General features: G+C 66.3%; 28 protein-coding genes. 25 read left to right on the top strand and 3 right to left on the bottom strand.

Features of this window, described 5'->3' with window-relative positions; translation table 11 throughout:
* The first annotated feature begins 99 nt into the window (after positions 1–99).
* The 3 genes from IC234_RS03000 (at position 100) to IC234_RS02995 (ending at position 2,609) form a co-directional block, all read left to right on the top strand.
* A complete protein-coding gene (locus IC234_RS03000) occupies positions 100–258 on the top strand; it encodes a hypothetical protein (protein WP_190922340.1) in 159 nt (52 codons plus the stop codon).
* A 4-nt stretch (positions 259–262) separates the two neighbouring features.
* Positions 263–391 (top strand): hypothetical protein, encoded by a 129-nt coding sequence (locus IC234_RS22025; RefSeq protein ID WP_262892397.1) that lies wholly within the window; start codon positions 263–265, stop codon positions 389–391.
* A gap of 196 nt (positions 392–587) precedes the next feature.
* On the top strand, positions 588–2,609 hold the full coding sequence (locus IC234_RS02995; protein ID WP_190922339.1) for a cation:proton antiporter domain-containing protein: 2,022 nt from the start codon (positions 588–590) through the stop codon (positions 2,607–2,609).
* Between the two features lie 178 nt (positions 2,610–2,787).
* Here the strand turns inward: IC234_RS02995 and IC234_RS02990 are convergent, their stop codons facing one another.
* A complete protein-coding gene (locus IC234_RS02990) occupies positions 2,788–3,663 on the bottom strand; it encodes a bestrophin-like domain (RefSeq protein ID WP_190922338.1) in 876 nt (291 codons plus the stop codon).
* Between the two features lie 443 nt (positions 3,664–4,106).
* Between IC234_RS02990 and IC234_RS02985 the strand changes: the two genes are divergently transcribed.
* The 12 genes from IC234_RS02985 to IC234_RS02930 all read left to right on the top strand — a co-directional run bounded on the left by IC234_RS02985 (position 4,107) and on the right by IC234_RS02930 (position 13,166).
* Complete coding sequence (locus IC234_RS02985) at positions 4,107–5,564, top strand: BON domain-containing protein (RefSeq protein ID WP_190922337.1); 1,458 nt, start codon at positions 4,107–4,109, stop codon at positions 5,562–5,564.
* A 36-nt stretch (positions 5,565–5,600) separates the two neighbouring features.
* Complete coding sequence (locus IC234_RS02980) at positions 5,601–6,428, top strand: universal stress protein (protein WP_190922336.1); 828 nt, start codon at positions 5,601–5,603, stop codon at positions 6,426–6,428.
* Between the two features lie 162 nt (positions 6,429–6,590).
* Positions 6,591–7,439 (top strand): universal stress protein, encoded by an 849-nt coding sequence (locus tag IC234_RS02975; RefSeq protein ID WP_190922335.1) that lies wholly within the window; start codon positions 6,591–6,593, stop codon positions 7,437–7,439.
* Between the two features lie 55 nt (positions 7,440–7,494).
* Entirely contained in the window at positions 7,495–7,770 is a 276-nt protein-coding gene (locus tag IC234_RS02970; RefSeq protein ID WP_190922334.1) for a hypothetical protein, read from the top strand.
* A gap of 48 nt (positions 7,771–7,818) precedes the next feature.
* On the top strand, positions 7,819–8,178 hold the full coding sequence (locus tag IC234_RS02965; protein ID WP_190922333.1) for a phosphoribosylpyrophosphate synthetase: 360 nt from the start codon (positions 7,819–7,821) through the stop codon (positions 8,176–8,178).
* 179 nt (positions 8,179–8,357) lie between these two features.
* Positions 8,358–9,044 (top strand): phosphatase PAP2 family protein, encoded by a 687-nt coding sequence (locus tag IC234_RS02960; protein ID WP_190922332.1) that lies wholly within the window; start codon positions 8,358–8,360, stop codon positions 9,042–9,044.
* Between the two features lie 338 nt (positions 9,045–9,382).
* On the top strand, positions 9,383–9,589 hold the full coding sequence (locus IC234_RS02955; RefSeq protein WP_190922331.1) for a hypothetical protein: 207 nt from the start codon (positions 9,383–9,385) through the stop codon (positions 9,587–9,589).
* Positions 9,590–9,611: 22 nt separating this feature from the next.
* Positions 9,612–10,286 (top strand): response regulator transcription factor, encoded by a 675-nt coding sequence (locus tag IC234_RS02950; RefSeq protein ID WP_190922330.1) that lies wholly within the window; start codon positions 9,612–9,614, stop codon positions 10,284–10,286.
* Positions 10,287–10,441: 155 nt separating this feature from the next.
* A complete protein-coding gene (locus IC234_RS22115) occupies positions 10,442–11,764 on the top strand; it encodes a sensor histidine kinase (RefSeq protein WP_190922329.1) in 1,323 nt (440 codons plus the stop codon).
* Positions 11,765–11,856: 92 nt separating this feature from the next.
* Positions 11,857–12,000, top strand: a complete 144-nt coding sequence (locus IC234_RS02940; protein WP_190922328.1) for a hypothetical protein — start codon at positions 11,857–11,859, stop codon at positions 11,998–12,000.
* A 54-nt stretch (positions 12,001–12,054) separates the two neighbouring features.
* Positions 12,055–12,237, top strand: coding sequence for an invasion associated locus B family protein (locus tag IC234_RS02935; protein WP_190922327.1), 183 nt, complete (start codon positions 12,055–12,057; stop codon positions 12,235–12,237).
* Positions 12,238–12,332: 95 nt separating this feature from the next.
* Positions 12,333–13,166 carry a hypothetical protein gene (locus tag IC234_RS02930; protein WP_190922326.1) on the top strand — a complete coding sequence of 278 codons (834 nt, stop codon included), beginning with the start codon at positions 12,333–12,335 and terminating at the stop codon, positions 13,164–13,166.
* A 90-nt stretch (positions 13,167–13,256) separates the two neighbouring features.
* Here the strand turns inward: IC234_RS02930 and IC234_RS02925 are convergent, their stop codons facing one another.
* Positions 13,257–14,105, bottom strand: a complete 849-nt coding sequence (locus IC234_RS02925; protein ID WP_190922325.1) for a universal stress protein — start codon at positions 14,103–14,105, stop codon at positions 13,257–13,259.
* A 475-nt stretch (positions 14,106–14,580) separates the two neighbouring features.
* Here IC234_RS02925 and IC234_RS02920 point away from each other — a divergent pair, with 475 nt between their 5' ends.
* Entirely contained in the window at positions 14,581–16,350 is a 1,770-nt protein-coding gene (locus tag IC234_RS02920; protein WP_190922324.1) for an SBBP repeat-containing protein, read from the top strand.
* Between the two features lie 112 nt (positions 16,351–16,462).
* On the opposite strand, the gene IC234_RS02915 is transcribed toward IC234_RS02920, so the two are convergent.
* Positions 16,463–17,758: an erythromycin esterase family protein gene (locus IC234_RS02915; protein ID WP_190922323.1), complete on the bottom strand. Its 1,296-nt coding sequence runs from the start codon at positions 17,756–17,758 to the stop codon at positions 16,463–16,465.
* Positions 17,759–18,128: 370 nt separating this feature from the next.
* Between IC234_RS02915 and IC234_RS02910 the strand changes: the two genes are divergently transcribed.
* The 9 genes from IC234_RS02910 to IC234_RS02870 all read left to right on the top strand — a co-directional run bounded on the left by IC234_RS02910 (position 18,129) and on the right by IC234_RS02870 (position 26,671).
* Positions 18,129–18,761, top strand: coding sequence for a dienelactone hydrolase family protein (locus tag IC234_RS02910; protein ID WP_190922322.1), 633 nt, complete (start codon positions 18,129–18,131; stop codon positions 18,759–18,761).
* 25 nt (positions 18,762–18,786) lie between these two features.
* Complete coding sequence (locus tag IC234_RS02905; protein ID WP_190922321.1) at positions 18,787–19,452, top strand: phosphoribosyltransferase; 666 nt, start codon at positions 18,787–18,789, stop codon at positions 19,450–19,452.
* A 237-nt stretch (positions 19,453–19,689) separates the two neighbouring features.
* Positions 19,690–20,100, top strand: a complete 411-nt coding sequence (locus tag IC234_RS02900) for a globin family protein (protein WP_190922320.1) — start codon at positions 19,690–19,692, stop codon at positions 20,098–20,100.
* A gap of 214 nt (positions 20,101–20,314) precedes the next feature.
* Positions 20,315–20,542, top strand: coding sequence for a hypothetical protein (locus IC234_RS02895; protein WP_190922319.1), 228 nt, complete (start codon positions 20,315–20,317; stop codon positions 20,540–20,542).
* A 19-nt stretch (positions 20,543–20,561) separates the two neighbouring features.
* Complete coding sequence (locus IC234_RS02890) at positions 20,562–21,389, top strand: universal stress protein (RefSeq protein WP_190922318.1); 828 nt, start codon at positions 20,562–20,564, stop codon at positions 21,387–21,389.
* Between the two features lie 190 nt (positions 21,390–21,579).
* Positions 21,580–23,022 (top strand): BON domain-containing protein, encoded by a 1,443-nt coding sequence (locus IC234_RS02885; protein WP_190922317.1) that lies wholly within the window; start codon positions 21,580–21,582, stop codon positions 23,020–23,022.
* Between the two features lie 85 nt (positions 23,023–23,107).
* Entirely contained in the window at positions 23,108–23,872 is a 765-nt protein-coding gene (locus tag IC234_RS02880) for a porin family protein (RefSeq protein WP_190922316.1), read from the top strand.
* Positions 23,873–24,030: 158 nt separating this feature from the next.
* The gene (locus IC234_RS02875) at positions 24,031–25,641 is read left to right on the top strand and encodes a sensor histidine kinase (protein WP_190922315.1); all 1,611 of its coding nucleotides are present in this window, start codon (positions 24,031–24,033) and stop codon (positions 25,639–25,641) included.
* Positions 25,619–26,671 (top strand): response regulator, encoded by a 1,053-nt coding sequence (locus IC234_RS02870; protein ID WP_190922314.1) that lies wholly within the window; start codon positions 25,619–25,621, stop codon positions 26,669–26,671. Before IC234_RS02875 ends, IC234_RS02870 begins: the two co-directional genes overlap by 23 nt.
* Positions 26,672–26,826: the final 155 nt, after the last annotated feature.

The raw sequence follows: 26,826 nt of genomic DNA, 5'->3' as shown, positions 1-26,826 counted from the left end.
TTGCTCATGGTCGACGCTGTCCAGCTTTTTTATCTTACCCCAGTTGCTTCCAAGCCGAGCTCCGGCCAGGTTGCAGCTCCTCCCTAATGCCCATTCCCGATGAAAACCGACCCGCACCAATTGCAGATTCGGCTGGCCAATGACATCCAGGCCAACCTGAGCGGACTCAACGCCAAATACGCCCGTAAGCTCGAAAAACCGCTGGTGAACACCGTGCGCAAGCTGAGCCATAAGTTCACCAAGCTATTGAACGAATAGCAACGTGCGCAACCGCAAGGCCACCCGCGCGGCGGCCAAGTTTCTGGTGAAGCAGCTGCACAAGTCCTTTCAGAAGCTTGGCACCGCTCCCCTGCCCGCCCCCGCCAAGCGCAAAACGCTGAGTCCGGCCTAGCCGAGCTGCGCCGTGAATGTTCTGATTTATAGCTTATGATGTATAGCCTCTACTTATCTACAATGTTTTCATAGGCTGTTGGATGCCGTTTCGGAAGTGAAGCGGTTTGTGTGTGGATGAATGCCCGGCAATGGCCTGCCTCCCCAACCTGTGGGCGCGCCGAGCCCGGTAGCGCGCCTGCCCAAAGCTGCGCGCCATGAACTATTCGCTGCTCTACGATTTACTGGTCATCCTGCTGCTGTCGGTGGGCGTGACCTTGCTGTTCAACCGCTTCAAGCTGCCGTCCATTATCGGGTTTCTGGTGACGGGCATGCTGGCCGGGCCCTACGCGCTGGGGTTGGTGAAGCTGCCCGCCAAGGTCGACAGCGTGGCCGAGATGGGCGTCATCATGCTCATGTTCACCATCGGGCTCGAATTTTCGGTGCAGAGCCTGGGGCGCATCAAGCGGGCGGTTTTCCTGGGCGGCACCCTGCAGGTAGGCCTCACGGTGGCGGCCGTGGCGGTGCTGGGCATGGCGGCGGGCAATTCGTTTAGCTCGTCGGTTTTCTGGGGGTTTCTGCTCTCGCTCAGCAGCACGGCCATTGTGCTGCGGCTCATGCAGGAGCGCATGGAAGTGGAATCGGTGCACGGGCAGATGGTGCTGGCGGTGCTGCTGTTTCAGGACCTGGCCGTGGTGCCCATGATGCTGCTCATCCCGCTGCTGAGCGGCCAGGCCACCGGCAGCCCCGCGCTGGCCCTGTTGCTGATGGTGGCCAAAATCCTGGCCGTGGTGGCCGTGGTGGGCCTCGGGGCGCGCTACCTCATGCCCAAGGTGCTGCTGGCCGTGGCCCGCACCCGCAGCCGCGAGCTGTTTTTGCTCACCGTCATCGGCACTTGCCTGGGGGTGGCCGTGCTCACGCAGCAGGCGGGCCTTTCGCTGGCGCTGGGCGCGTTTCTGGCCGGCCTCATCATCTCCGAATCCGAGTACAGCTACGAGGCCGTGAGCAGCGTGCTGCCGTTTCGGGAAGTGTTTGCCAGCTTCTTTTTCGTGTCCATCGGCATGTTGTTCGACGTGCACGTGCTGCTGGCCCACCCGGTCCAGATTGTGCTGCTCACCCTCGGGGTCATCTTGCTGAAAATGCTGCTCACGCCGGTGGCCACGGTCTTTTTGCGCGCGCCGGTGAACGAGGTGCTGCTCACGGGCATGGCCCTGGCGCAGGTGGGCGAGTTCGCCTTTGTGCTCTCGCGGGCGGGCTTGCAGGCGGGCCTCATCAAGCCCGACAGCTACCAGATTTTCCTGGCCATTTCGGTGCTCACCATGTGCGCCACGCCCGGCGTGCTGGCCCTGGCCCGGCCCGTGGTGAACTGGGTGATGCGCCTGCCCTGGCCCCTGGAGTTGGAGCAGCGCCTGCACACAAGCCCCAAGCCCGCCGTGCCGGCCGTGGCCGTGGAAGCGCCGCCCCTGCTCGACCACCTCGTCATCGTGGGCTACGGCCTGAACGGGCGCAACCTGGCGCGGGCCGCCAAGTTTGCCCACGTCCCCTACATCATCCTCGAAGCCGACCCCGACAAGATGCACCGCGGCCTGAAGCGCGGCGAGCGCATCCTCTACGGCGACGTGACCCACGAGCACGTGCTCGAGCACCTGGGCGTGGCCCGGGCCCGGGTCATCGTGGTGGCCATTTCCGACCCGGCGGCCTCGCTGCGGGCCGTGGCGGCCATTCGGCGGCTCAACCCCGTGGGCTGCATTCTGGTGCGCAGCCTCTACGTGTACGAGCGCCGCAACCTCTACCACGTGGGCGCCACCGAAGTCATTGCCCAGGAGCAGGAAACCTCCATGGAAGTGCTGGCCCACGTGCTGGCCCGCTTCCTGGTGCCGCTGCCCACCATCGAGGAAGTCATCGGCGAGCTGCGGCACGGCAGCCACGCCATGCTGCGGCCGCACTCCATCAGCCGGGCGGCATGGGCCAGCATCCACGTGGGGCTGGCCGGGGCCGAGGTGGCCACCGTGCCCGTCGAGGCCGACCCCCACACCTGCCTGGGGGGCGCCGAACTCTCCGAAACCGAGCTGCGGCGGCGCTTTGGCCTCTGCCTGATGGGCATTTGCCGCGAGGGCCGCATGCTGGAAGTGGTGCACGAGGACGGCATCATTCAACTGCACGACACGCTCTACGTCTTTGGCAAGCCCGACCGGGTGCAGCAGCTGCTGCAGGAAATGCAGGTGCTGGAACCGGCCTGAAGCGGGCCACTTTAGCTGCAACCGCTTTTGGTAGAGCTGTGCGCCTGTACCCCGAAGCTGTGCTTCGGCAGAACGACACCCGAATCAGAGGCTTCCCTAAAAGTGCCTGAAGCCCTTACGCGAGCCGAAGCACAGCTTCGGGGTACGCTGCGCCCGGCTTCGACCCGCCCAAACCGCTTTAAAACAGGTGCAGCTGGTCGACCAGGATTTCCTGCACGTCGGAGGGCCGGATGATGCCGCGCCGGGGCCGGTCGAGCTCCAGCGTGATGAACACCACCAGCGCCACCATCAGGTGGAAGGTGACGACGGCCAGCCAGTCGAACCGCGCCCGGTTGGCGCTCACGTAGCCCGAAAAAAACGCGGTGATGAGGGCAATGATGAACAGCATGTACACCACGGCATCGGGCACGTGGGCGCGCAGCGAGGCCTGCCGGGCAATGGCGTGGGCCGTCACCTCGTTCAGGGCGTCCACCATTTTGTCGGTGGCCATGTCGTAGCGACGGTCGAAGGACAGCCGCGCCACCCGGCGCCACACCTGGTTGATGGCCGTGTCGGCCTGCACCAAGGTGCCTTTGATAATGACCGAATCGTACGGCGCCTCGCCGAAGGCGATGCGCGCGTCCAGGTAGCGGTGCAGCTCCCGCCGAAAGCCGGTGCGCTCGGGCTCGGGGTAGAGGTTGGCCCGCAGCACGGCCGTGCGAAAGCTCGCGGCCAGGGCCACCAGCGCATCGCGCCGCACCTGAAACCGGTCGGAAGCCATCGAAAACGAGAAAGCTAGCAGCAGGCCCTGCAAGGCCAGCAGCGAGGCCACGGCCACCGACTGCTCGTTGGTGCTGGTGGCGTAGGGCTTGCGGCGCCGGCCCTCCCACAGGCCGGCCCGGGTCAGGAGCAGCAGCAGGCCGAACAAGAGGAGCACCAGCAGGCGCGAGTCGGTGCGGTACAGCAGCGAGTATTCTCTCATCAGTTCCCGGCTTAAAGCGCCGAATGACTCGCTGCCCAGCAGGAGGCTACCGGGCTGGCCAGGCAAATCCAGTCGGGCAACGAACGGCATCATGGCGTCTTAGAAAATTGCTTCACGCCGTGAATATCTGCGCGGTGCCCGGCCCGGCGCCTGATGTGTATCAGGGAGTTGCCTGTTCGTAATCATTGCACAGCAAGCTGGGCACTATTGGGCCTTTCTTCTGCCTGCGAAGGCGGAGGCGGTGATTAAAATCAGGCAATGCGCTGATAAAATTCAATGCCTTGCCAGCGCGTCTGGTGGAAATTTGCACCAGGCCTGCCGCTTCGGCCGGGCCATGACGGCGGTTCCACTGCCTCCACCCCCTACGCCATGGGCATTCTCATTCAAGCCATTCTGAACCTCATTGGCGCGGTGCTTTTGCTGGCCACGCTCATCACGCTGGCGGTGTCGGCGGGCGGGCGCCCGCGTCCGCCCCGGGCCACGGCCTGAGCCGGGCGTGGCTTGGTTCCTTCTGTTTTGCTAATCACCGTCAGCCCATGGAAACCATTGAACACCCCACCCCGCCCGCCGCGCAGGAAAAAGTAGCCGACGCCGACATCACGGCCGCCATCGAAACGCTGTTGTTGAGCAGCCGCGGGGTGTCGGCGCACCTCATCGACGTCGGCACCCAGCACGGCATCGTGGAGCTGACGGGGTTCACCGACAGCCTGCTGTCGCGGCAGCGCGCCGAGGAAATTGCGCTGGCCGTGCGCGGGGTGCGCGGCGTGGTAAACGAGCTGAACATCCGCACGCCCGAGCTGCCCGACGCCGACCTGCGCCGCCGCGTGGAGCGCGCCCTGGCCCACGACCCCGCCACCGCCGACTACAACGTGACCTGCCTCGTGGCCGACGGCACCGTGAAGGTGAGCGGCACCGTGCAAACCTGGCTCGAATTGCAGCTGGTGCTGCGCGTGTTGCGCGGCGTGCGCGGGGTGCGCCGCATCGACGCAGCTCACCTGCGGGTGCGCGGCGGCAAAAACGTGAATACCGACGAGGAAATCACCGCCGAAATCCGCGAAATCCTCGACTGGGACATTCGGGTGAACAGCACGCTGGTGGAGGTGCACACCGCCAACCGGGAAGTGCACCTGTCGGGCACGGTGGGCTCGGCGGCCGAGAAGGAGCGCATCATCAGCGTGGCCTACCAGGCGGGCGCCAGCCAGGTAGACGCGCACGACCTGTTTGTGGCCTACTGGGCCGTGGTGGGCGATTTGCGACGCGAGAAGTTCGCCCCGCGCACCGACGAAGAAATTGCCCGGGCCGTGCGCGACACCTTCCGCTACGACCCGCGGGTGCTCTCGTACGAGCCCGAGGTGCACGTGTACCACGGCTACGTGACGCTCACCGGCACGGTGAGCAACCTGCGCGCCAAGCTCGACGCCGAGCAGGACGCCCGCCACGTGGTGGGCGTGTGGGACGTGCAAAACCGCCTGAAAGTGCGCCCCCCGCACCACGAGCCCGACGCGGCAATCCGGCAGAACGTGCTGGACGCGCTGGCCCGCGACCCCTACGTGGGCGACTACGAGGTTAAAGCCATGGTGTACAACGGCAAAGCGTACCTCGACGGGCGCGTGGGCAACCACTTCGAGCAGGAGCACGCCGCCGACGTGGCCGCCGGCATCACCGGCGTGGCCGAGGTGGTGAACCGCCTCGAAGTGACCGGCGCCACCTGCGCCACCGGCCTGCGCCCCTACGGCCCGCCCGCCCAGGGCCTGCGCCCCACCCCGCAGCCCGACCCCGACCACGCCCTGGCCGAGCGCATCCGGCGGCGCCACCAGTGGTCGGCGGGCCTCTACCATCAGGACGTGCACGTGCAGGTGGCAAACGGCGTGGCCACCCTCACCGGCACCGTCGATACCTGGTTCGACCGCGAGCAGGCCGGCTTCGAAGCCTACGAGGCCGGGGCGCGCTTTGTGAACAACGAGCTGAAAGTGAGCATCCCCGCGCACGCTTAAACCACCCCTGGGTTCCACCCTTCTTTGCCTTTTGCCATGTCGCCCTGCATCGTCGTCCTCACCGATTTTTTTGCCGTTTCCAACCGGGCGCTGTCGTACGCGGCCGGGCTGGCGGTGCCCCTAAAAGCGCACTTGCTGCTGCTGCACGCGCAGCACGACTCGTTGCTGGCGCCCAACGAGTTTGCCGCCTACCACACGTTGGCCGGCGAGCAAAAAACGTTTTACGCGCTGGAAAAGCTGGCTTCGGACCAGCCCGTGCCCGCTGAAGTCGACATTTCCGACGACCCGCTTTCCGACGCCGTGCGCGAAATCACCCGCGAGCGGGAGTTGCTGCTCGTGGTGATGGGCCAGCCCGGTTTTGAGGGCGCGCCGGTGGAACTGGTGGCCCGCACGGCCACGGGCCTGCTGCGCCGCGTGGCCTGCCCGCTGCTGGTGGTGCCGGCCGCGGGCTGGGACCAGTTTCCGCCCCGCCGCCTGCTGCTGGCCGTCGATGGGGAGCCGTTCAACGTCGGGGCGCAGCACCACACCATCTACCGCCTGCTGCAAGCCTTGCAGGGCACCCTGGAAATCATCCACATCACCGACGACGAGCACGCCCGCCCCACCGCCAGCGCCCTGCTCGAAACCGTGACCCAAAACGACCTCGTGGAAGACACCCTCGACGCGCCCCTGCACCTGCACGAGCGCTACAACCCACAGGTAACCGCCGGCATTCTGGCCGAAGCGGCGCGGCTGGAAGCCGACCTGCTGGTGGTGGTGGCCCGGCACCACAGCTTCGTGGGAAGCCTGTTCCACCACAGCATCACGGCCCGGCTGGTGCAGGCAAGCCCCATCCCGGTGCTGGTGCTGCCGGCCGAGGACTGAGGGAGTGGGTAGGGGGCCGGGTGGTTGAGCGGCCCCGAAACGGTACGGCACGGGCGCTGCGAAGACGCCCCTGCTCCAGCAACATGATGTTCAATCATTCTGCCCGCCCCTGGCGCCACCGCGTACGTCAGCGCCGCCCCTTTTTTCTGTCAACTCATCGCCATGACTCCCTCCATCCTGGTACTCGCCAACGTGTCGGCCACAACCGAGCGGGCGGCCCGCTACGCCGCCAAGCTGGGCGCGCCGCTGCACGCCCACGTCACGCTGCTCAACCTTGCCACCCTCAATGTGTACCCGGTGCTACTGGCGCCGGAACTGGCCATGATGGAAGCCCGCGAAGCCGCCCAGGAGCGCAACGAGCGCCTCGACGGCCTCTGGGCCATTGCCCGGAAGCTGCCCAGCCCGGCCGTGGTGGAGGAAGCCGCCGGCCCCATGGCCGACGCGGTGGCCACCGCCGTGCGGCAGCACCAGCCCCTGCTGCTGGCTATGGGCCTGAGCGCCGAGCACGGCTTCCTCGACCACCTGCTTCACAACCAGATACTGCCCGTGCTGCGGGCCACGCACCTGCCCCTGCTGCTGGTGCCCGAGGCCGCGCCCGCGCCCGTGCTGCCCAAGCGCGTGCTGGTGGCCCTCGATGCCGACCCTTTCACCCCCAATTCGGCCGCGCGGCACCTGGCGCCGCTGCTGGCCGCCTGCACGGCCACCTACACCGTGGCCCACCTGGCCGAGGAAGACGAGTCGCTCGAATTTGCGGAGCAGCTGGTGCGGGCCAGGGTGCGGGCCAGCATGCTCCTGCCCGAAAACACGCCCGTGGCCTTCTACCAGCGGGTGCACTACCCGCCCGCCGAGGGCATCCTGCAGGCCTGCGCCGACACGCGGGCCGATTTGGTGGTGCTCATTGCCCGGCCGCGCAGCTTCTTGGGACGGCTGTTTCACCGCAGCGTCACGGCCCAGGTCATCAGCCACAGCCCGAAACCGGTGCTGCTGCTGCCAGTGGAGGAGTCCGACTAAGGAAGTCCTGTTTTTCAATCAGCTATCAGTTGTTTCCACTTCAGCTATTTTCGCCATGAAAGCGACGCCCAATTCTGAACAATACCGGCCGCAACCGGCGCAACACGCCGAACCGGCCATCAAGGCCCACGCCGGCACCCCGCGCTATGGCACCTTCGGCCGCCCGGCCGAGGCGCCCGCGCCGCCCCCCGACCCGGCCCGCGAAGCCGCCGCGGCCCTCATTGCCGAAGGCGGCCCCGAAGCCCAGCTGCACGCCGCCTACGCCGTGGAAGATTCGCGCTACGCCGGCGGCGACGTGTTCGACCTGCAGAACGAGCAAACCGGTTTGTAGATAGCCCTTTGGTTTTTCATCAGCTTCTCTCCCCCAACCTTCAATGCCATGCAGCCCCAAACCTATGCTTCGGAAAGCGCGGCCCTGCGCGACCTGGCCCGCCGCGGCTACGTGCACGACTTCAACCTGACCGGCCCGCAACAGCCCGACCCCAGCCTGGACATCGGCCTGAATCCGGACCGGTTTCACATCCGGGAAGTGTACCGGTTCGAGGGCGAATCGAACCCGGCCGACGAGTGCGTGGTCTACGCCATCGAGTCGGACAGCGGCGCGAAGGGCGTGCTCATCAACGCCTACGGCAGCGACGACGACGCGCAGGTATCGGAACTGGTGCAGCTGCTGGCCCCGCTCGAAGCCTCTGCTCAACAGCCGGTTGCCCAGCAACCACGCAGCGCGGGCAGTAAGTAGCGTGAATGAATAGGGCCGCGGTTAACGGACGGTCGCGCCGGTGAAGCCGCTTCGCCGCGGGAGCAACCCGCTGGGTGGACTCGCGTTGGGCTGTAAAAGCGGTTATGACTTCGCGCACGCCACATGAGCACGACCGTTCTGTGTAGCGCAGGTGCTGAGAAGGCCGTTTAAAGCCTGCCATGACATTCACTTTCCTTGCCCCGCGCGGCCAGCCGGCAACCAGTTGGTGGCCCCGCGCGGCCCTGTTTGCCCTGGGCTGGGCGCTGCCCTGGCTGGCCTGCATCCGCTTGGCCGAACACATCCGAAGCCAAAAAGGCTTTGCCCCCGACGAAAAACTGTTTGCCTGGCTGCAAGCCCACCGCACCGCCACTCTCGACGCCGCCACCACGCGGCTGTCGCGCGTGGGCGGCCCGGTGGGCATGGGCGCCGTGGGCCTCGCCCTGACGGGCGGGCTGCTGCTGACGCACCGCCGCTGGCAGGCCGGATTGGTGGGCGCGGGCATGGGCGGCGCGTGGCTGCTGGAGCTGGCCGGCAAAACCCTGCTCCGCCGCACCCGCCCCGCCGAGTGGCGCCCGCTGATGAAATCCCCGTTTCGGGCCACTGCCTACTCCTTCCCGAGCGGGCACGCCATTGCCTCGGCCGCGCTGGTTACCAGCGGGGTGGTGCTGCTCTGGCCCTCGCGCTGGCGCTGGCCGGCGGTGGCCCTGGGCGCGGGCTGGACCGGCACCATGGGCGCGGCGCGGGTGTACCTCGGCGCGCACTATCCGAGCGATGTGCTGGCCGGCTGGCTAGGCTCGGTGGGCTGGGTAATGGGGCTGTATGTGGTTCATTTTCATCCACAACGTGAGATGATACAGACAGCGTAGCGGCACCCGCTTACTTCCACGGTTGGCGAGCACCGACGGGCGCGAGCTGCCGGCCTCGCCCTACTAAGTCCCGCCTGGAGGTTATCATGTTGGCCTCATGCACGGAATATACCTTTGCGCTGAAAGGTCCCCGAGGGCTTCTCCTTGCGACTAGCGCCTGCTCGCATTCCCCATGTTGACAGTCGCACAATAGGTGTTTTAGCTACGGTTCTAGGAAGTACTATCCCTTTTATTTCGCCAGTTATCCAGCGTAAATTTTTATGAAATATTCTTTCTGCATTATACTACTGCTAAGCACTTTATTATCAGCAAGCGCTGCCCGAGCGAAGCAACCTGCCGTGATTCAGCTAGCCCTGCCGCCGCAAACCGAGCAGCCCGGCCAGGGCCCGGGCGAAGCGCCCGTCAAGGCCGTGCCGCGCGCCGGCCACCAGGCCAAGCCGCGCCGCCTCAACGCCAACGGCCAGCCCAACGACCGGCAGGCGGCGCGGGCGGCCCGCCGCGCCCGCGGCCCGCGCCACGGCGGTGGCCACGGCCGGCACCACTAAATCGCGCCCTTTTGGATTTCCCATGACCGTTCTCATCGTCGAAGACGAACGCACGCTGGCCCGCGAGCTGGGCCTTTTCCTCTATCAGCAGGGCTTTGCCTGCACCGTGGCCCGCACCGCCCGTGAGGCCCGCGTGCAGCTGGCCGACACGCCCTTCGACTTCGTGCTCCTCGACCTGGGCCTGCCCGACGGCGACGGCCTGACCGTGCTGGCCGAGGCCAAGCAGCAGGGCCTGACGGCCGCCTTCGTTATCCTCACCGCACGCGGGGCCGTCAAAGACCGCATCGGCGGCCTGGAGCTGGGCGCCGACGACTACCTGGCCAAGCCCTTCTCGCTGCCCGAGCTGCTGGCCCGCATGCACGCCATCACGCGGCGGCGCTTCGGGCTGCACAAGCCGCTGGCGGCCGTGGGGCCGTTTGAGCTGGATTTGCAGGCCCGCCGGCTGCTCTTTGGCGGGCAGGAAGTAAGCCTGTCGGTGAAGGAATTCGACGTACTGAGTTACCTCGTGCTGCACAAAAACCGGGTGATGACGCGCCTGCAGCTCACCGAGCACATCTGGGGCAATCTGCCGGAGTCGGGCTTCGATTCCAACTACATCGACGCCCACATCAAGAACCTGCGCAAAAAGCTCGGCCAGCACGCCGACGTGGATTGGCTCGAAACCGTGCGCGGCATCGGGTACCGGGCGCGGCTGTAGGGGGTTGCTTTTGCACCAATGTAGAACGTCATGCTGAGCGCAGTCGAAGCATCTCTACCGCAGTAGTAAATCCTGGCGATTGGATTACTTGCGCGGTAGAGATGCTTCGACTGCGCTCAGCATGACGTTCTTTTCGATTTTATTAACTGCTCTCCGTGAAGCTCAGCACCAAATTTTCCCTCTTCAATGCCCTTTCGCGGGTGGCCATTCTGCTGGTGCTGGTGGGGGCGCTGCCGCTGGCCATGAGCCGGCTGGCCCGCTTGAGCACCGACCAACGCCTGGCCCAGAAGAAGGAAAAGGTGCTCAAGCTGATTCGGCGCAACGGCATCTCGGCCTTCATCACCGAAGAGGAATCTTCCTACGGCAGTTACAACCTGCTGAAAGAAGAATTTATTTCCCTGGAAGCCATTCCGCCCGGCCCCAGCATCAGCGGCATTGAGGACGCCAAGCGGGCCGTGGAAGACGAGATTGTGGAGTACCGTGTGCTGAGCTACTCCTTCGCCGATGCGGGCCAGAACTACCTGCTCGAAATCGGGCGCAGCACCGGCAGCATCGGCGAAACGGAGCGGAATTTCCGGCATTATGCGCTGTACATTCTGCTGGTGGCCGTGGCCCTGACCACACTGGCCGACGTGGCGTTTTTCCGCTACCTGCTGGAGCCGTTTTACACCATCATCCGGCAGCGGCTGAAGAATGCGCAGCACCCGGCGGCGTTCAACTTCGCGCCCATCGAAACCAGCACCGACGACTTCCGCTACCTCGACGAGAGCCTGCGCGAGATGATGACCACCATTCAGGCTTCGTTTTCGAAGGAGCGTAAGTTCATTGCCGAAGCCTCGCACGAGTTGCTCACGCCCCTGGCCGCCCTGCAATACCGCTTCGACAACATGCTGGCCGACGAGAGCCTGAGCGACGAAAACCAGCTGCGCGTGGTGGAGTCGCAGCGCACCGTGCACCGGCTGCGCACCATTATTAAGGCGCTGCTGATGATGTCGAAGATTGAAAACGACCAGTTTGCCCGCGCCGAAACCGTGCCCCTGGCCCCGCTAGTGGCCGAAGTGTGCGAGGAAGTGCAGGACCGCCTGGCCGTGCTCGGCCTCACGCTGCACCAAGCCGTGGCGCCCGATTTTGAAGTCAAAAACGCCAACCGCGGCCTGCTCTTTACCCTGATTTACAACCTGGTGAGCAACGCCATCAAGTATAACCGCGCCGGCGGCCGCATCGACCTGCTGGGCCGACCCGCGCCCACTGGCGGCTATGTGCTTGAAGTGCGCGACACCGGCCTCGGCATTGCCCGCGAGCAGCTGCCGCGCCTGTTCCAGCCCTTCGACAAGGGCGCTGCCGCCGATGCCGACAGCTACGGCCTCGGCCTGAGCATTGCCCGCACCATCGCCGAGCTGCACGGCATCCGGCTGGAAGTCAACTCCATCGAGGGGCTGGGCACGTCGTTTCTGCTCACGTTTCCGGCCGCCGGCTGACGGCGGCGCGGCAGGCTGCGCGCTTATCATGTTCGCATCATGTTGGCGGGGTAGGTTTGAATCGTCTTCTAACCCAAACCCCCACTATTCCCATGAAAAAGCTCACGCTTTCCGCCCTGGCCCTGCTGTGCGCCTTTGCCGCGCTGGCCCAAACCGCTCCCAAAGGCCACCACGGCGGCCATCACGGCGGGCGCCACGGCCACCATGGCCACCACGGCGGCCACAAAGTCAAGTAATTGGCCGTCCCGCTCACTTCTCCTTTTTGCTAACCTCTTTCATTTTTACTTCCCATGAAAAGCTTCCTCACGTTGTCCCTGGCCCTCCTGTGCTCGTTTGCCGCCCTGGCCCAGACTGCACCCGGACCCGGCCCCCGTCCTGGTCAGAAGAAAGGCACCCACGCCGGCGAGCACCGCAAGAAAGGCAGCCACCGCGGCCAGCACCGCCACAAGGGCATGCGCGCCGGCCAGCACTAGCCGGCCGGCGGCGCCCCGCCTCCCATTCCAAGCCTCTCCGCAACTGTCGGAGAGGCTTTTTTGGCTTTACCTTGCTTCTTTTTTCTTCTTCGATTTTGACTTTTTCCGCTACCTGTTCGGTGCTACTGCTCGCCGGGGCGCTGCTGGCCGGCACGCCCCGCGCCGCGGCCGCCCCCGCACCCGCCGATACCGCCGCCACGGACGCGCCCACGCGCAACTTTTCCGCCGCCCTCGGCTACGGCAGCAATTCCACCTACTTCGGCCGCTCGCAGGCCGTGGCGTTCCCCTACCTCACCGCCGACTTTACTTACACCGCCAAAAACGGCCTCTTCGGCACGCTGGGCCTGTATAACCTGCTGAACACGCCCGCGGCCCTCGACGAAACCGACCTGACCGTGGGTTGGGACCACGACTTCGGCCGCACGCTGGACGTGTCGGTGAGCTACTCGCGGTTTTTCTTTCCCACCAACAGCCAGCTGGTCAAATCCAACGTCAACAACGCCTTCGACGCGGCCCTGGGCCAGGACTGGGGCGTGGTGTATTCGCGGCTGAGCGCCACGTACTTGTTTGGGAAGTCCACCAGCAAGGGCGACGCCTTTCTGACCTTAGAAAACTCCCGCTCTTTTGAGATTCCGCACGTTTTTGGGGCCGACAATTACCTCACCATCGAGCCGCTGGTGAGCGTGGCGGCCGGCACGCAGTCCTTCGCCGAAGCCGCTCTGGACAAGCGCAACGGCACCACCAAGGTGCGCAACGTGCGCCGTTTCAGCGTGGTCGACTACGAGCTTTCGGTGCCCGTGCGCTACACCGTGGGCAAGCTGGAGCTGGCCGCCGGCTGGCGCTACGTGGTGCCCGTGAACCTGCCCGCCGACGACGTCGACTCGCGGGCGCTGTCCGTGTGGACGGCCGGCCTCACCTTCACGCTGTAGCGGGCTGGTTGAGCAGGGCCGTTTACCGATTATACTCTATTCAATATACTGTCTTTACCAACTTCCCCTTTACATAACGCAGGCCGGGCGCTACGCCACGGCGGGCAGCACCAGCACGGGCACGGGGCTGGTGCGCAGCAATTCGGCCGTCACGTCGTGGTGAAACAGGTTGCCGGGAAAAAAATGGGGCCGGGGCATGACCACGAGCAGGTCGGCGTCCAGCTCCTGCACGGCTTGCAGCAGGCCGGCGACCGGGGCCGTTTCGCGCAGGTCGTACACGTGGTTGTCGTCCAGCGGGCCGAAGAGGCTGGTTTGCCGCACGGCTTCCAGGGCCTCGGGGGCGCGGGAGGGGCCGTGGGCGTGGGCCGCCACGTGCACCACGGTGGCGGCCAGCCGCAGCCGGGCCAGCAGCGGCGCCACGGCCAGGCAGGCGGGCTGCAGGGTCAGGGGCGCGCCGTCGGCGCCCACCACGGCGCGGCGCGGCAGCTCCGGCCGGTGCCAATTTTCTGGCACCAGCAGCACGGGCACGTGGGCTTCTTTCAGCACCACCGCTTGGTGCGACAGCGTGAGCAGGTGCTCGAACCAGGCGTGGGCGTGGGCGCGGCCCAGCACCAGCAGCTGCGGAAAGCGGTGGGCCAGCAGGCGGTGCAACGCCGGGCCGAGCGGTGCTTCGGCGGTTTCGGCTTCGGCCGGCACGGGCAGCTGCTGGGCTTCGTGGGCTAGCGCGGCCAGCACGGCGGCGCGGCTGGTTTGCGGCCGGAACCGCAGGCGCCCGGCCGCCAGCACCAAAGGCGATTCCAGCGCCACGGCCAGCGGGTCTTCAAAGATGTGCAGCAGGATGACGCGCCCCTCCACCAGCGCGGCCAGGCGGGCGGTGTAGGACAGGGCGGCTTGGGCGGCGTCCGAAAAATCGGTCATGACCACAAACGTCTGTTGCATGGGGCACGGGAATGAGGTGGTATAAATAGCGGCGCGGTGAAGCGGGGCGCAACCAGTGGGAAAAGCGCAAATCTGCGTCGGGGATAAATTCCGGAACATGATTAGCATCAGGCATTTGCCTAATTAGGAACAGCGGTCGGCCGCGGCCCGCCTGTTCCAGCCCCCTGCGGCATTTGCAGGGCCAGCTCAGCGCACGCGGCTTCCAGTCCGGAGCAAGCAAGCAGAAAGCATAATCAATTGACAGTCTGATTTCAATCATTTTGTTTCGGTTTGTTGCCGGCTTTCTTGCCCTGCCCAATGAGTAGCCGTGATGCTTGCCAGCTACCGCCGTGCGGGCCAGTGCGCCCGGATGCGCCCGGCTACCCGGCCACCCTTAGCCGCTTGATGCTGCGGGCGTAGTGCCCCAATGCCCAGCGCCAGTCATTCCCCAAAGCAAGTCTGAACCCCTTTTTCTATTCACCAAACCCGTACGCTCATGCACCACTATTTTACTCGCTGCCTGCTGGCAGCCGCGGGCTTGCTGCTCACGCAGCCCGGCCACGCCCAATCGCAGCCCGATTCGGGGTCTTCGGGCGGGTGTACTCCCCCCAGCTGCCAGGTTTCCGAAACCTGGCTGGCCCACTACAACAGCGACGTATCGGGGGACGACCGAGCCACGGCAATGGCCGTGGACGGCAACGACGCCGTGTACGTCACCGGCACGGTCAGTAACTACCAAAACAACGAGCTGATTGACTTTGTCACCGTGAAGTACGACGCCCGCACCGGCCAGCAGCTGTGGGCCGCGCGCTACTCCGGGCCGGCCCACCAAGACGACGTTCCCACGGCCCTCGCCGTGGACCGAAACGGGAACGTCTTCGTCACGGGCTATTCTTCCAACGGCAGCAACTTCGACTACCTGACCATCAAGTATAGCGCCCGAACGGGCCAGCAACGCTGGCTGGCGCGCTACAACGGCCCGGCCAATGGCAACGACAATGCCGTTGGCATTGCCGTGAATGCCGCCGGCGACGCCTACGTGACCGGCTCCTCGGTGGAGGCCACTGGCGGCGTGAACTACGTGACCATCAAGTACGACGGGGCCACCGGCCGGACCGAATGGCGCACCCGCTACAACGGCCCCGCCAACGCCACCGACACGCCCGTGGGCATCGCCCTCACGCACTCGGGCGACGTGTACGTGACCGGCAGCTCCTACTGCGCCGCGGACTACGACTACGCCACCGTGCAGTACGACGGGCGCACGGGCCGCCAGCAGTGGGCCAGCCGCTTCGGCGGCACCCCGGCGCACGACGACCTGGCCAAGGACCTGGCGGTGGACGCGGCGGGCAACGTGTACGTGACGGGCAACTCGCAAAACGCCGCCGGCAACGCCGATTACGCCACCGTGAAGTACGACGAGCGCACCGGCCAGCCACTCTGGGTGACCCGCTACGCCGAAACGGCCACTTCTGCCGATAACGCCGTCGCCATCGCCGTGGACCCGTCCGGCAATGCCTACGTGACCGGTTCCTCCGATGGCTTGCGGGCCCCGGATGCGCCCCCCCTCCTGCCCGGCAGCACCATCAGCCCGCACTACGCCACGGTCAAGTACGGCTCGCGCACGGGGCAGCAGCGGTGGGTGGCGCGGTACTTTGGCCCTCAGGTTCAGAGCGGCATTCCCGAGGACACGGACGAAATACCCGTTGACGTTGCCTTGGATGCTTCCGGAGATGTATACATCACGGGCACGGCCATTTATCTCTTCCGGTCAATTTATGCCACGGTGAAATACGACAAGCAGCGGGGCCATGAACTGTGGCTGGGCCTCGCCAGTCACCCGGGCTACAAAACCGCTACGGCTACCGCGCTGGCCGTCAGCCCCCAGGGCGATGCTTACGCCACCGGCTGGGCCTCCGACTATGGCCCCAAGCTTGTCGATTACGGCACGGTGAAGTACGGCCGCCACACGGGGTGCCCAAATACCGACCCCGCGACCAGCGCCCCGGTGGCCCTGGAAGCTTATCCTAATCCGGCCGGGGCTGCTACCCTACTGCGCTACCGCCTGCCCGCGACCGGCCCGGTGCAGGTGCAGGTATTCAGCCAGTACGGCACGCTGGTGGCCACGCTCCAGGCCCCCGCGCCCACCGGAGACGCCTGGCAAACCCTGACCCTGCCCACCGCCGCGCTGCCCAACGGCGTGTACCTGTGCCGGCTGCTGCACGGCAGCCAGGTGGAACAGCTGCGGCTACAAGTGCAGCACTGAGCGCTGACTTGATGCCATGAGAAAGGGCGAAGTCAACCGACATAGAAACTCCAACCAAAAGCGCAGGCTGCCCCACGGCGGCCTGCGCTTTCGGTCAGTGGCCCAACCGGCCTTACTCGCCCCACGGGTACAGGTCCGGCGGCACGTTGGGCTGCGGGGTGGTGGGCAGCGGGTGCAGCGCCTGGGTGCGGTCGAGGAACAGGAAGGCGTCGTAGCGCTCGGGGATGAGGGAGGGCACGTAGTTGCCAAACTGCTCGAACTGCGGCCGGTACACCACCCCAATGGCGCGGTGGCCCACCGGCTGCTGCAGCCTGGAGTGGTTGCGCAGCTCGGCGGAGAGCAGCACGGCGTTGTCGCCCCGCAGCTGCTCGTGCAGCTGGTGTTCCCAGGAGGCGCGCACGGCGCGGGGCACGGCCATTTTCTCGCGCGGGGCGCCCCAATCCTTGCCCGCCACCACGCTGCCCTCGTAGGAGCCAAAGCCGACGCTGAACACCTGCTCACGCCCCAATTGTTCGCGGGCCAGCTGGCCGATGTTGACCTCGCCGTCGCGGCGCATGTCGGTGTAGCGGGCGTCGCCCACGTGGGTATTGTGCGCCCACACAATGGCTTTGCTCCCGGGGCCGTGCAGCTCCAGCAGGCGGGCGAGGGTTTCCATCATGTGCCGGTCGCGCACGTTCCACGACGAGCCGCCGCCGCGCAGCATGGCCTTGTAGTAACGCTCGGCGTTCACGGCCACCAGGGCGTTTTGCTCGGCGGCGAAGGCCTGCTCGCGCTCGGGCAGGCTGGCGTAGGCCCGGCCGGCGGCCTGGCGGCGCATGGTGCGCAGCAGGCCGGCCACCTCGTCCTGGCAGTCTTCCGATACAAAAGCCACGGCCCGGGCGTACTGCTGCGGGTCGGCGCTGTAGGGCTCGAAGCAGTGGAACGCGTGGCGGGCGGCCGTCAGGGCGCCGTCGCCCTGCTGCTCCACGTAGTGCAGCACGGCTTGCAGCGATTCCCAGAGGCTGTACACGTCGAGGCCGTAGAAGCCCACGCGGCGCGCGGCGGGCTGGCTTAGGTTGTGGCGGTGCAGCCACTCCACCAGGGCCGAAATCTCCCAGTTGCCCCACATCCAGGTGGGCCAGCGGTTGAAGGTTTGGAGCAATTGCGCGGCCGAGCCGTAGGTCACGGCGTCCTGCTTGATGGCCGCGTTCACCTCGAAGCAGTCGGGCCAGTCGCCTTCCACGCCAATAAACTGGAAGCCTTTTTCGCTAATCAGGCGCTTGCTTAGGGCCGTGCGCCAGGTGTAGTACTCGTGGGTGCCGTGCGAGGCTTCGCCCAGCAGCACCACGCGGGCATCGCCAATGGCCGCCAGTACGGGGCCGAGGTCGGCCGCTTGGCGCAGGGGGTGGGTGGGAAATGCAGGTGCCATTGTCAAACGCAAAAGAGGTTTGGGCAAAGCCTCAACTTCCGGCGGGGCTGAAAGATTGTTTTCGGAGCACTCCGCCGGCCCTTGCTTGGTTCAACTAACTTACTGACAGGCAAGTCACCACGCCATAAGCAAAATCACCCTTTTGCCTAATGCCGGTCATGTTTCCACCGAGGACAGCCGGTTTATTTAGCGCCGTATCGGGGTCCGCGGATGTAGGGGCGGGGCCCGCCCCCGCCCGTCGTTCGCGCCAAGCTCCCGAGTCCATTCTACGGCGGGCGGGGGCAGGCCCCGCCCCTACCTCTTTCAGCCTATACAGTGACCCCGAAACCGCGCTAGCCGCCATTCAGGCCCTCACCTCACCGCCGGCCCCATGAAAACCCACACCGTTCAGCTCGTTCTTTCCGACCTCATCCTGCCGGGCGATTTGGAAGTGCCCGACCAAGCCGCGGGGCTGGTGATTTTCTCGCACGGCAGCGGCAGCAGCCGGCTCAGCCCGCGCAACCGCGCCGTGGCCCGGCACCTGGCCCAGGCCGGACTGGCCACCCTCCTCTTCGACCTGCTCACCCCGGCCGAGGACGAGACCTACGCCACCCGCTTCGACATTCCCCTGCTCACGCACCGGCTGGTGGAAGCCACGCACTGGGCCCGCCAGCAGCCGGCCCTGGCCAAGCTGCCGCTGGGCTTGTTCGGGGCCAGCACCGGGGCCGCCTCGGCCCTGGCGGCGGCGGCCGAGCTGGGCCCCCGGGTCCGGGCCGTGGTGTCGCGCGGGGGCCGGCCCGATTTGGTGCTGTCCGTGCTGCCCAGCGTGTCGGCCCCCACGCTGCTGCTGGTTGGTGAGCACGACACGGACGTTGTCCAGCTCAACCAACGGGCCCGGCAGGCCCTGCGGCCGCCCAGCGAGCTGCGGCTCATCCCCGGGGCGGGGCACTTGTTTGAGGAGCCCGGCGCGCTCGAAGCCGTGGCCGCCGCCGCCACGGCCTGGTACGAGCGGTACCTGAGCTGACGCTTTCATACAATTCCCTTTTGCGATGGAAACCCGGTTTGCTAATCGCCAGGCGGCGGCCCGGCTGCTGGCCCAGCGGCTGGAGCACCTGCGCGGCCGGCCCGGCGTGGTGCTGGCCGTGCCCCGCGGCGCGCTGCCCATGGGCGTCGTCATCGCCCAGGCCCTCGGCTGGCCCCTCGACGTGGTGCTGATTAAGAAGCTGGGGCACCCGCATAATTCCGAGTTTGCCATCGGGGCCGTGAGCGAGTACGGCTACGTGCTCAGCCCCCACGTGGAGGTGCCCGACGCCTGGCTGACGGAGCGGGTGGCCGCCATTCAGGCCAAGCTGAAAGCCCGGCGGGAGGCTTACCTGGGCCACCGCCCGCCCCAGCCGCTGGCCGGCCGCACGGTGGTCGTCGTCGACGACGGCGTGGCCACCGGCCAAACCCTGCTCGCCACCATCGCGCTGGTGCGGAAAGAGCAGCCGGCGCGCGTCATCGTGGCCGTGCCAGTAGCGTCGCCCGAGGGGCTGCACCAGCTGCAGGCCGCCGCCGACGAAGTGGTGTGCCTGCTGGCGCCGCTCGATTTCCGGGCCGTCGGGCAATACTACCAGGACTTTAGCGAAGTGACGGACGAGGAAGCGCTGGCCATCTTGCACGCGGCGACGCTCCCGGCCACCGGAACTGCCGGGCGCCCCGCAGGCTCAGCATGACGACAATCAGCGGCCTGGCTGATTGTCGTCAACCCACCCGTTTCGGCACCGCTGTATTTTTATATCGAGCACTCACTCCTGCTGCGGGCGAAGGGCTTTTGGCTTCTAGCTCGCAGCTTTGGGAGAGTTTGAACATACAGAGGTTGGCGGCTGATTCTCTGGTGAGTTGGCCCGTGTTGATTGTTGGACGTACTGGCTTAGCCCCCGCTGCGGGCAGGCCCTAACCCCTTTTTCGTCGTGTTGACTCCCCGCTTTTCCGACTGCATTAGCCCACTGCAATGCCGGCGTTTCGTGCATCAGTTTGCGCACCGGGTGGCGGGCGACGCCCTGTTGGGCCGCGCATTTCCCCGGCCGCACCACGCGCCCGACGGCGGCGAATGCGCCTGGTGGGAACAAGCCCTGCTGGGCAACCGCTACACCGGCCGGCCCCTGCAGCGCGACGCAGCCCCGCTCTTCACCGCTTCGCAGCTGGAGCGCTGGTGCCGCCTGCTGGAAACAAGCCTCGACGAGGCCCTCGACGTGCTGGTGGCCGCCGAAGCCAAAGGCCACGTCCTGAACCTGGCCACGATGCGGGCCTACTGGCAGTTCCACCGGCTGGGCACGGGTGCCCACGCGCCCCAGCAGCCGGCCGCGCTGGCGGCAGCGTAGGCGCGAAACAGGACGAGCGGCCGGCATTGCAGCGGTGCTGGTTGTGCCCAAGCGGCAGCGGCCCGGCAGGTGGTGGGCGGCAAGCAAGGGTTGTTGAAAGCACCCGTGGGAAACGGGACAAGAAAAAATTGCGGGCAACGGCAGGTCGGCCGGCCGGCTGCCGCTGCTGATTCGGCTCGGTGCGGTCTGGCGCACTGGGGTTGCCCGGCCAGCCATGCAGGTTCCTTCTCCCATAAAGCCCCCGCCCGATGCCACCCCGCCTCCGCCCGATGGGGCCGCACCACCGGTAACGCCCGCCGATGCTGAAGCCGATGCAACACCCTGGCCATCTGATGTTCCGCGGCCTGCGCCCGGCGACGCCCCGCTCGACGACACGCTGACCGAGGCCGCTGGCCTGGCCCGCAACACCGACGCACTGGGGCCCTACGCCGGCTCTTTCTAACCTATTTTTTGCGCCCGCCATGTCCTCGCCCGCGCTGCTCGTCCTTCCCGATTTGTTTCCCGGCGGCGGCCAGGCCATGCCGTACGCCGCCAGCCTGGCCGAGGCCCTGCAGGCCCGGCTGGTGCTGCTGCACCTGCGCCAAGATGCGCAGCCCACACCCGCAGAGCACCCCGGCCAGCACACCCGGCGGCGCGAGCTAAAATCCTTGCTGGCGCTCCAAAACCTGGCCAGCCAGCAGCCCGTGCCCGCCAGCATCGTCGTGCTCGGCGATTTTTTGCCCGAGGCGGTGCAAGGCATTGTGCGCCAGCAGCGGCCGTGGGCCCTGGTGCTGAGCACGCCCCACGCGGGGGCGGCCCCCATCGAGGTCGTGACCAGCACCGCGCTCGACCTGCTGCGCCACAGCCATTGCCCGCTGCTGGTGCTGCCGCCCGGCGGCGCGCCCGCCTTTGCGCCGCGCCGCCTGCTGTTGGCCGTGGATGGCCACGAGTTCACGCTGCCCGACTACCCGCGCCTCGTGCCGGAGCTGCTGGCCCGGCCGGGGGCCACGCTCGAGCTTCTCTTCGTGACCGACCAGAAAGACCCCGGCGCGGGGGCCAGGCACCGGGCCGTGCACTCGGTGCGCCACAGCGGCCTCGCCCCGGTGCCGGAAGGCACCTGGACCAACGTCGTTTACCACCCAGACACCGCGCAGGGCATCTTGCAGGGCGCCGCGGAGCGGCACGCCGACCTGCTGGTGCTGGTGGCCCGGCACCACAGCCTGCTGGGCAGCTTGTTCCACCGCAGCGTCACGGCCCAGTTGATAGAGGCCCGGGCCCTGCCGCTGCTGCTGGTGCCGGCCCTCAACTGAGGCTCGGCGAAACCATGAATTCCTTCCGCTTTGCCTTAAGGTTCAATGACCTGAATCAAGCACCGGTCTGAGCATCGTCATGCAACCGGGGCCAGCGAACGAATAATTTTGACCACGTTTCCGGCGCGGCCGTGGCGGCGCGGCTGGGCTCGTTGCCTCGTCCTCCCATCCACATTTTTCCTTTCCGACCATGAGCACCTTAAGCATTCCCACCACCAAGCAACTGCTGGCCGACCACGACATCACGGCCGCCATCGAACGCCTCTACAGCCGGCGGCAGGGCGTGTCGGCCACCTGGATTGACGTGAGCACCACCGAGGGCATCGTCACGCTCAAAGGCTTTACGGACAGCCTATTGTCCCTCGACCGGGCCGAGGAAATTGCCAAGCTGGTGCGCGGCGTGCGCGGCGTGGTGAACGAGTTGGAAATTCGCACGCCGGAAGTGCCCGACGCCAAGCTGCTGGCCGACCTCAAGGAAGCCCTGGCCACCAACCCCGCCACCCAGAGCCTGGCCATCGAGTGCCTGGCCAAAACCGGCGAGGTGGAGCTGCGCGGCACCGTGCGCAGCTACGCCGAGCGCCAGCAGGTGCTGCGCGTGGTGAAGGGCGTGCGGGGCATCCGCCGCGTCGACGACCACCTGACCTACGTGCCGGCCCTCACGCCCCGGCCCGACGACGAGATGGCGGCCTCCATTCGCGAGCTGCTGCGCTGGAACGTGCGCGTGCACGCCGGCCTGGTGAGCGTGAGCGTGAAAAACGGCGCCGTGAAGCTGAGCGGCGTGGTAGGCAGCGCCCTGGAGCGCAGCGAAGTCATCGGCATTGCCTGGAGCGCCGGCGCGGCCAAAGCGGTGGACAGCAAGGACCTGCGCGTGGAGCCCTGGGTGCCCAGCGACGACGTGCGGCAGGACAAGTACGCCTACCACTCCGAAACCGACATTGCCCAGGCCGTGCGCGACGCTTTCGTGTACGACCCGCGGGTGTTCTCCTTCGAGCCCACGGTGACCGTGCAGGGCAGCACCGTGACGCTGACCGGCACCGTGAACAGCCTGGCCGCCAAGCGCGCCGCCGAGCAGGACGCCCGCAACGTGGTGGGCGTGAGCTGGGTAAACAACCGCCTGAAAGTGCGCCCCGCAGGCCCCTTCGACGACGTGAAGCTGCGCAACCACGTGCAGGCCGCCCTCACCCGCGACCCCTACGTGGGCCGCTACCCCATCACGGTGCTGGCCTACAACAGCACCGTCAACCTGAGCGGCAGCGTGCCCACCCACTTCGAGGCCGCCCACGCCGAGCAGGTGGCGGCCGGCATCAGCGGCGTGGTGCAGGTCGACAACCACTTGCACATCACGGCCAATGCCCCGGCCTGGTTTGGCCGGAGCCAGGACGGCACGCTCACCCACGCCGTAAACCTCGACCAGGCCATTGAGCAAGCCATTCGGCAGGAGCTGTACTGGAACGCCTTCCTGCACGACCTCAACCTTCAGGTGAGCGTGAAGAACGGGCAGGCCACGCTGCGCGGCAACATCGAAAACTGGCACCAGGCCCAGCTAGCCATTCACTGCGCCCTGGCCGGCGGCGCCAGCAGCGTCAACAACAAGCTTCGCACCACCAGCGAAGCCGTTTTCAACGGCTATTAACAGAATGTGAGGCCCGCGACGGTGCGGGGCCGGCCCAGGGCCAGCCCCGCGCTTAGCGCGCCACCGTCATCCATTTCCATGGGCCATGAAAAAGACATCCACCCGACGCCCGGCTTGGGCCGGGGCGCTTGCGTTGCTGAAAATGGGCGCGTTGCTCGGGCTGGGCGCGCTGCCGCTCGCGGCGCAGGCCCAAGACAAAGGCCCCCCCAAAGTGAGCCTCAAAATCGGCGGCACCTACGCCGGGCTGGCCGGCGACGACCTGAAGCAGCTGGCCGGCCCCGACTACACCACCCGCCTCGACAGCCGGTACCTGGCCTACCACGCCGGCGCGGCCCTGCGCATCCCCCTGTCCAAGCACGGCGCGGTGGCCTTGCAGCCCGAGCTGCTGCTCAACCTGCGCGGCTACCGTCTTGCGGGCGAACGCACCGCCGGCCTGGCCACGGGCGAAAAGCAGTGTTCCTTCGAGCAGACCCGGGTGCTGACGTACGTGGACGTGCCGATGCTGGCGAATATCAACGTGGGCGGCTGGTTTATGGAATTTGGCCCCCAACTGGGCTTCCTGGTGCACGCCAACGCCGAAACGCACACCACGACCCGCTACTCCACCGGCGCGCCGGACAAGGCCACGTCGGCGACCAGCACCGACCGGGGCGACCTGACCAGCCTCGACGTGGGCATTGTGGGCGGAGTGGGCTACCAAACCCGCGGCGGGCTCGCCCTTGGCCTGCGCCTCAACCGGGGCCTGACGCCGCTGCTGAACCCCGCCGGCGCGGCCGCCAAGCCCCGCGCCTACAACGACGTGCTGATGCTGCAGGTCGGCTACGTTCTGCCCTTCGACCGGGAATGGTAGTAATATAATATTTTTTTGCCCTTACCTCCGCTCTGATTGTGAACCCTTGACGGCAACAAGACGGCTGAGCTAGTATTACTCAAAATATATTCAATAATAGATATTCAATTGATTATTGCTACCTTTTAACAACGTAAGACAACAGTCTGCGGCTGCCCATGCCAGCCCAACGCTACCGTAATCCGCTGACAGACATCCTCTTTGAGCAAAGCAAAGAGTTTGTGGGCTTGTACCATGTCGAACAGGGCTGGTTCACGCACGTCAACACGGCGGGCTACCAGCTCCTGGGCTACCCGTCGGCGCAGGCCCTGTACGACGAGCCGGCGCGGGCCTTGCGCGGCACCCGCTTTGCGCCCGATGAATGGGCCGAGCTCCGGGAAAAAGTGCTGCGCGAGGGCTACCAAGAATTCGACTCGGAAATGCAGCGGCAGTCGGGGGAGTGCTTCTGGGCCCACGTCGAGCTTACCTGCCTCTGGTTTGAAAATCAGCCCTATTTTCTTGTGCGCCTCGCCGACACCACCCCGCTGCACCTGGCCGAGCACCGCCTGGCCGAAAGCATGAGCCGCTTCGAGGCCGTGGTGAGCCACGCCACCATCGGCATCATCATGTGCAACCGGGCCGGCGACATTGTGCTCGCCAACGAGAAAGCGCGCCAGCTGTTTGGCTACCCCGACGGGGAGCTGCTCGGCGAGCGCATCGAGGCCTTGGTGCCCGACGCCACGCGCCACCGCCACGAGCAGTTCCGGGAGTCGTTTAACGCGCGGCCCACCATGCGGGCCATGGGGCACAACCGCGACCTGCTGGCCCGCCGCCGCGACGGGTCCGAATTCCCCGTGGAAGTCAGCCTGAGCTATTTCCACATCGAGGCGGAGCTGTTCGTCGTGGCCTACGTCATCGACATTACCCTCAAGAAAACGGCCGAGCAGGAGCTGCACGCCCAGCACCGGCGCGTGGCCCAGCTCAATGCCGAGCTGGAGCAGAAAGTGGCCGACCGCACCCACGACCTGGAAACCACCCTGGCCCAGCTGGAGCAGCGCACCCGCGAGCTCAGCCAGGCCCTGGCCCAGGAGCAGGAACTGGGCGAACTCAAAACGCGCTTCGTGGCCATGGCTTCTCACGAGTTTCGCACGCCGCTCACGGCCGTGCTCACCTCCGTGGTGCTGCTCGAAAAGTACGCGGGCGCCGAGCAGCAAGACAAGCGCCAGCGCCACTACGACCGCATTCGCACCTCGGTGAAGCACCTGACCGACATTTTGGAGGAATTCCTCTCGGTGGGCAAAATCGAGGAGGGCCGCCTGGAAGTGCACACCGCACAGCTCGACCTGGCCCCGCTGCTGCACGAGGCCATCACCGAAACCGCGGGCCTGCGCAAGCCCGGCCAGCGCATCGAGTTGGCCCTGCCAAGCCTGCCGCCCCTGTGGCTGGACGCCTCGCTGCTGCGCAAAGTGCTGGTGAATTTGTTCAGCAACGCCCTCAAATACTCCTGCGAGAACACCACCGTCACCGTGCGCGCCAGCCTTCAGGGCTGCCGGCTGTGCGTGGCGGTGGAGGACCAGGGCATGGGCATTGCCCGCGAAGACCAAGACCGGCTGTTTCAGCGGTTTTTCCGGGCCCGCAACGCCATCAACCTGCCCGGCACCGGCCTGGGCCTCTACATCGTGGGCCGCTACGTGGAGCTGCTGGGCGGCACCGTGGCCCTGCGCAGCGAGCTGGGCGTGGGCACCACCGTCACCATTACCCTGCCCCATGAAAAACATCTTGTTGATTGAGGACAGCGACATCGTGCGCAACAACACGGCCGAGATTCTGGAGCTGGCCGGCTACGAGGTGCTGACCGCCGAAAACGGCAAAATCGGGGTGGAAAAAGCCCTGGCCACCCCGCCCGACCTGGTGGTGTGCGACATCATGATGCCCGTGCTCGACGGCTACGGCGTGCTGCACATCTTCAACCAGAACCCCCAGCTCAAGGGCGTGCCCTTCATTTTCCTCACCGCCAAAACCGAGCGCGCCGACCTGCGCCGCGGCATGGAGCTCGGCGCCGACGACTACCTCACCAAGCCCTTTGAGGAAACCGAGCTGCTGAGCGCCATCAGCAGCCGGCTGAGCCGCTTCCAGCAGCTGCAGCCGTCCTACAATTTGCGTGCCCCCGAGGGCCTGCACGAATTTTTGAACGACGCCCGGGCGGTGGGCAACCTGCACAGCCTCACCACCGACCGCCGGCCGCACCCCGTGAGCAAGAAGCAATTCGTTTACGCCGAAGGCGACGAGGCGGCCCGGCTCTACTTCGTGCAGAGCGGGCGGGTGAAAACCGTGCGCCGGACGGCCGCGGGCAAGGAACTGATAACGGGCGTGTACGGCCCCGGCGAGTTCTTCGGCTACCTGCCGCTGTTGCAGCAGCGGCTCCACACCGACTCGGCCGTGGTGCTCGAAGACGCCGCGCTGCTCTACATTCCCAAAGAAGATTTTGAGCAGCTGCTTTTCCAGCACCAGGCCGTCGGCCAGCAGTTTGTGCGGCTGCTGGCGGGGCAGGTCGAGGAGCGGGAGCAGCTGCTGTTGGGCATGGCCTACGACTCGTTGCGCCGCCGCGTGGCCGATACGCTGTTGCGGCTGCACGAACAAACCACCGACGAACACCACGTCATCCATTTCTCGCGCGATGACTTGGCCGCCGTGATTGGCACCACGCCGGAATCGCTGATTCGGACCCTGAGCGAGTTCAAACAAGACGGCCTGATTGAGCTCACGGCGAAAAGCGTGCACGTGCTGCAACCCGAAAAACTGCGCCACCCCCAGTGGTAGCGCCCCTACCGCGGACTCACTGAGTGGAATCAGGCCGCGGAATGATGCTTATCAGCGCATTGGCCTTGAAAATCAAGCAGCTTTATGCTGTTACCGGTTAGCTCATTCGGCTTGAGGCCGCCGCCTCTTGGCCCGGCCAAACGAGCGGTGCCCGC

This window comes from Hymenobacter armeniacus (genome assembly GCF_014699055.1).
GTDB classification, from domain to species: domain Bacteria; phylum Bacteroidota; class Bacteroidia; order Cytophagales; family Hymenobacteraceae; genus Hymenobacter; species Hymenobacter armeniacus.
Note: the sequence above shows the minus strand (reverse complement) of the source record. Positions and strands in the feature narration are given on the sequence as shown.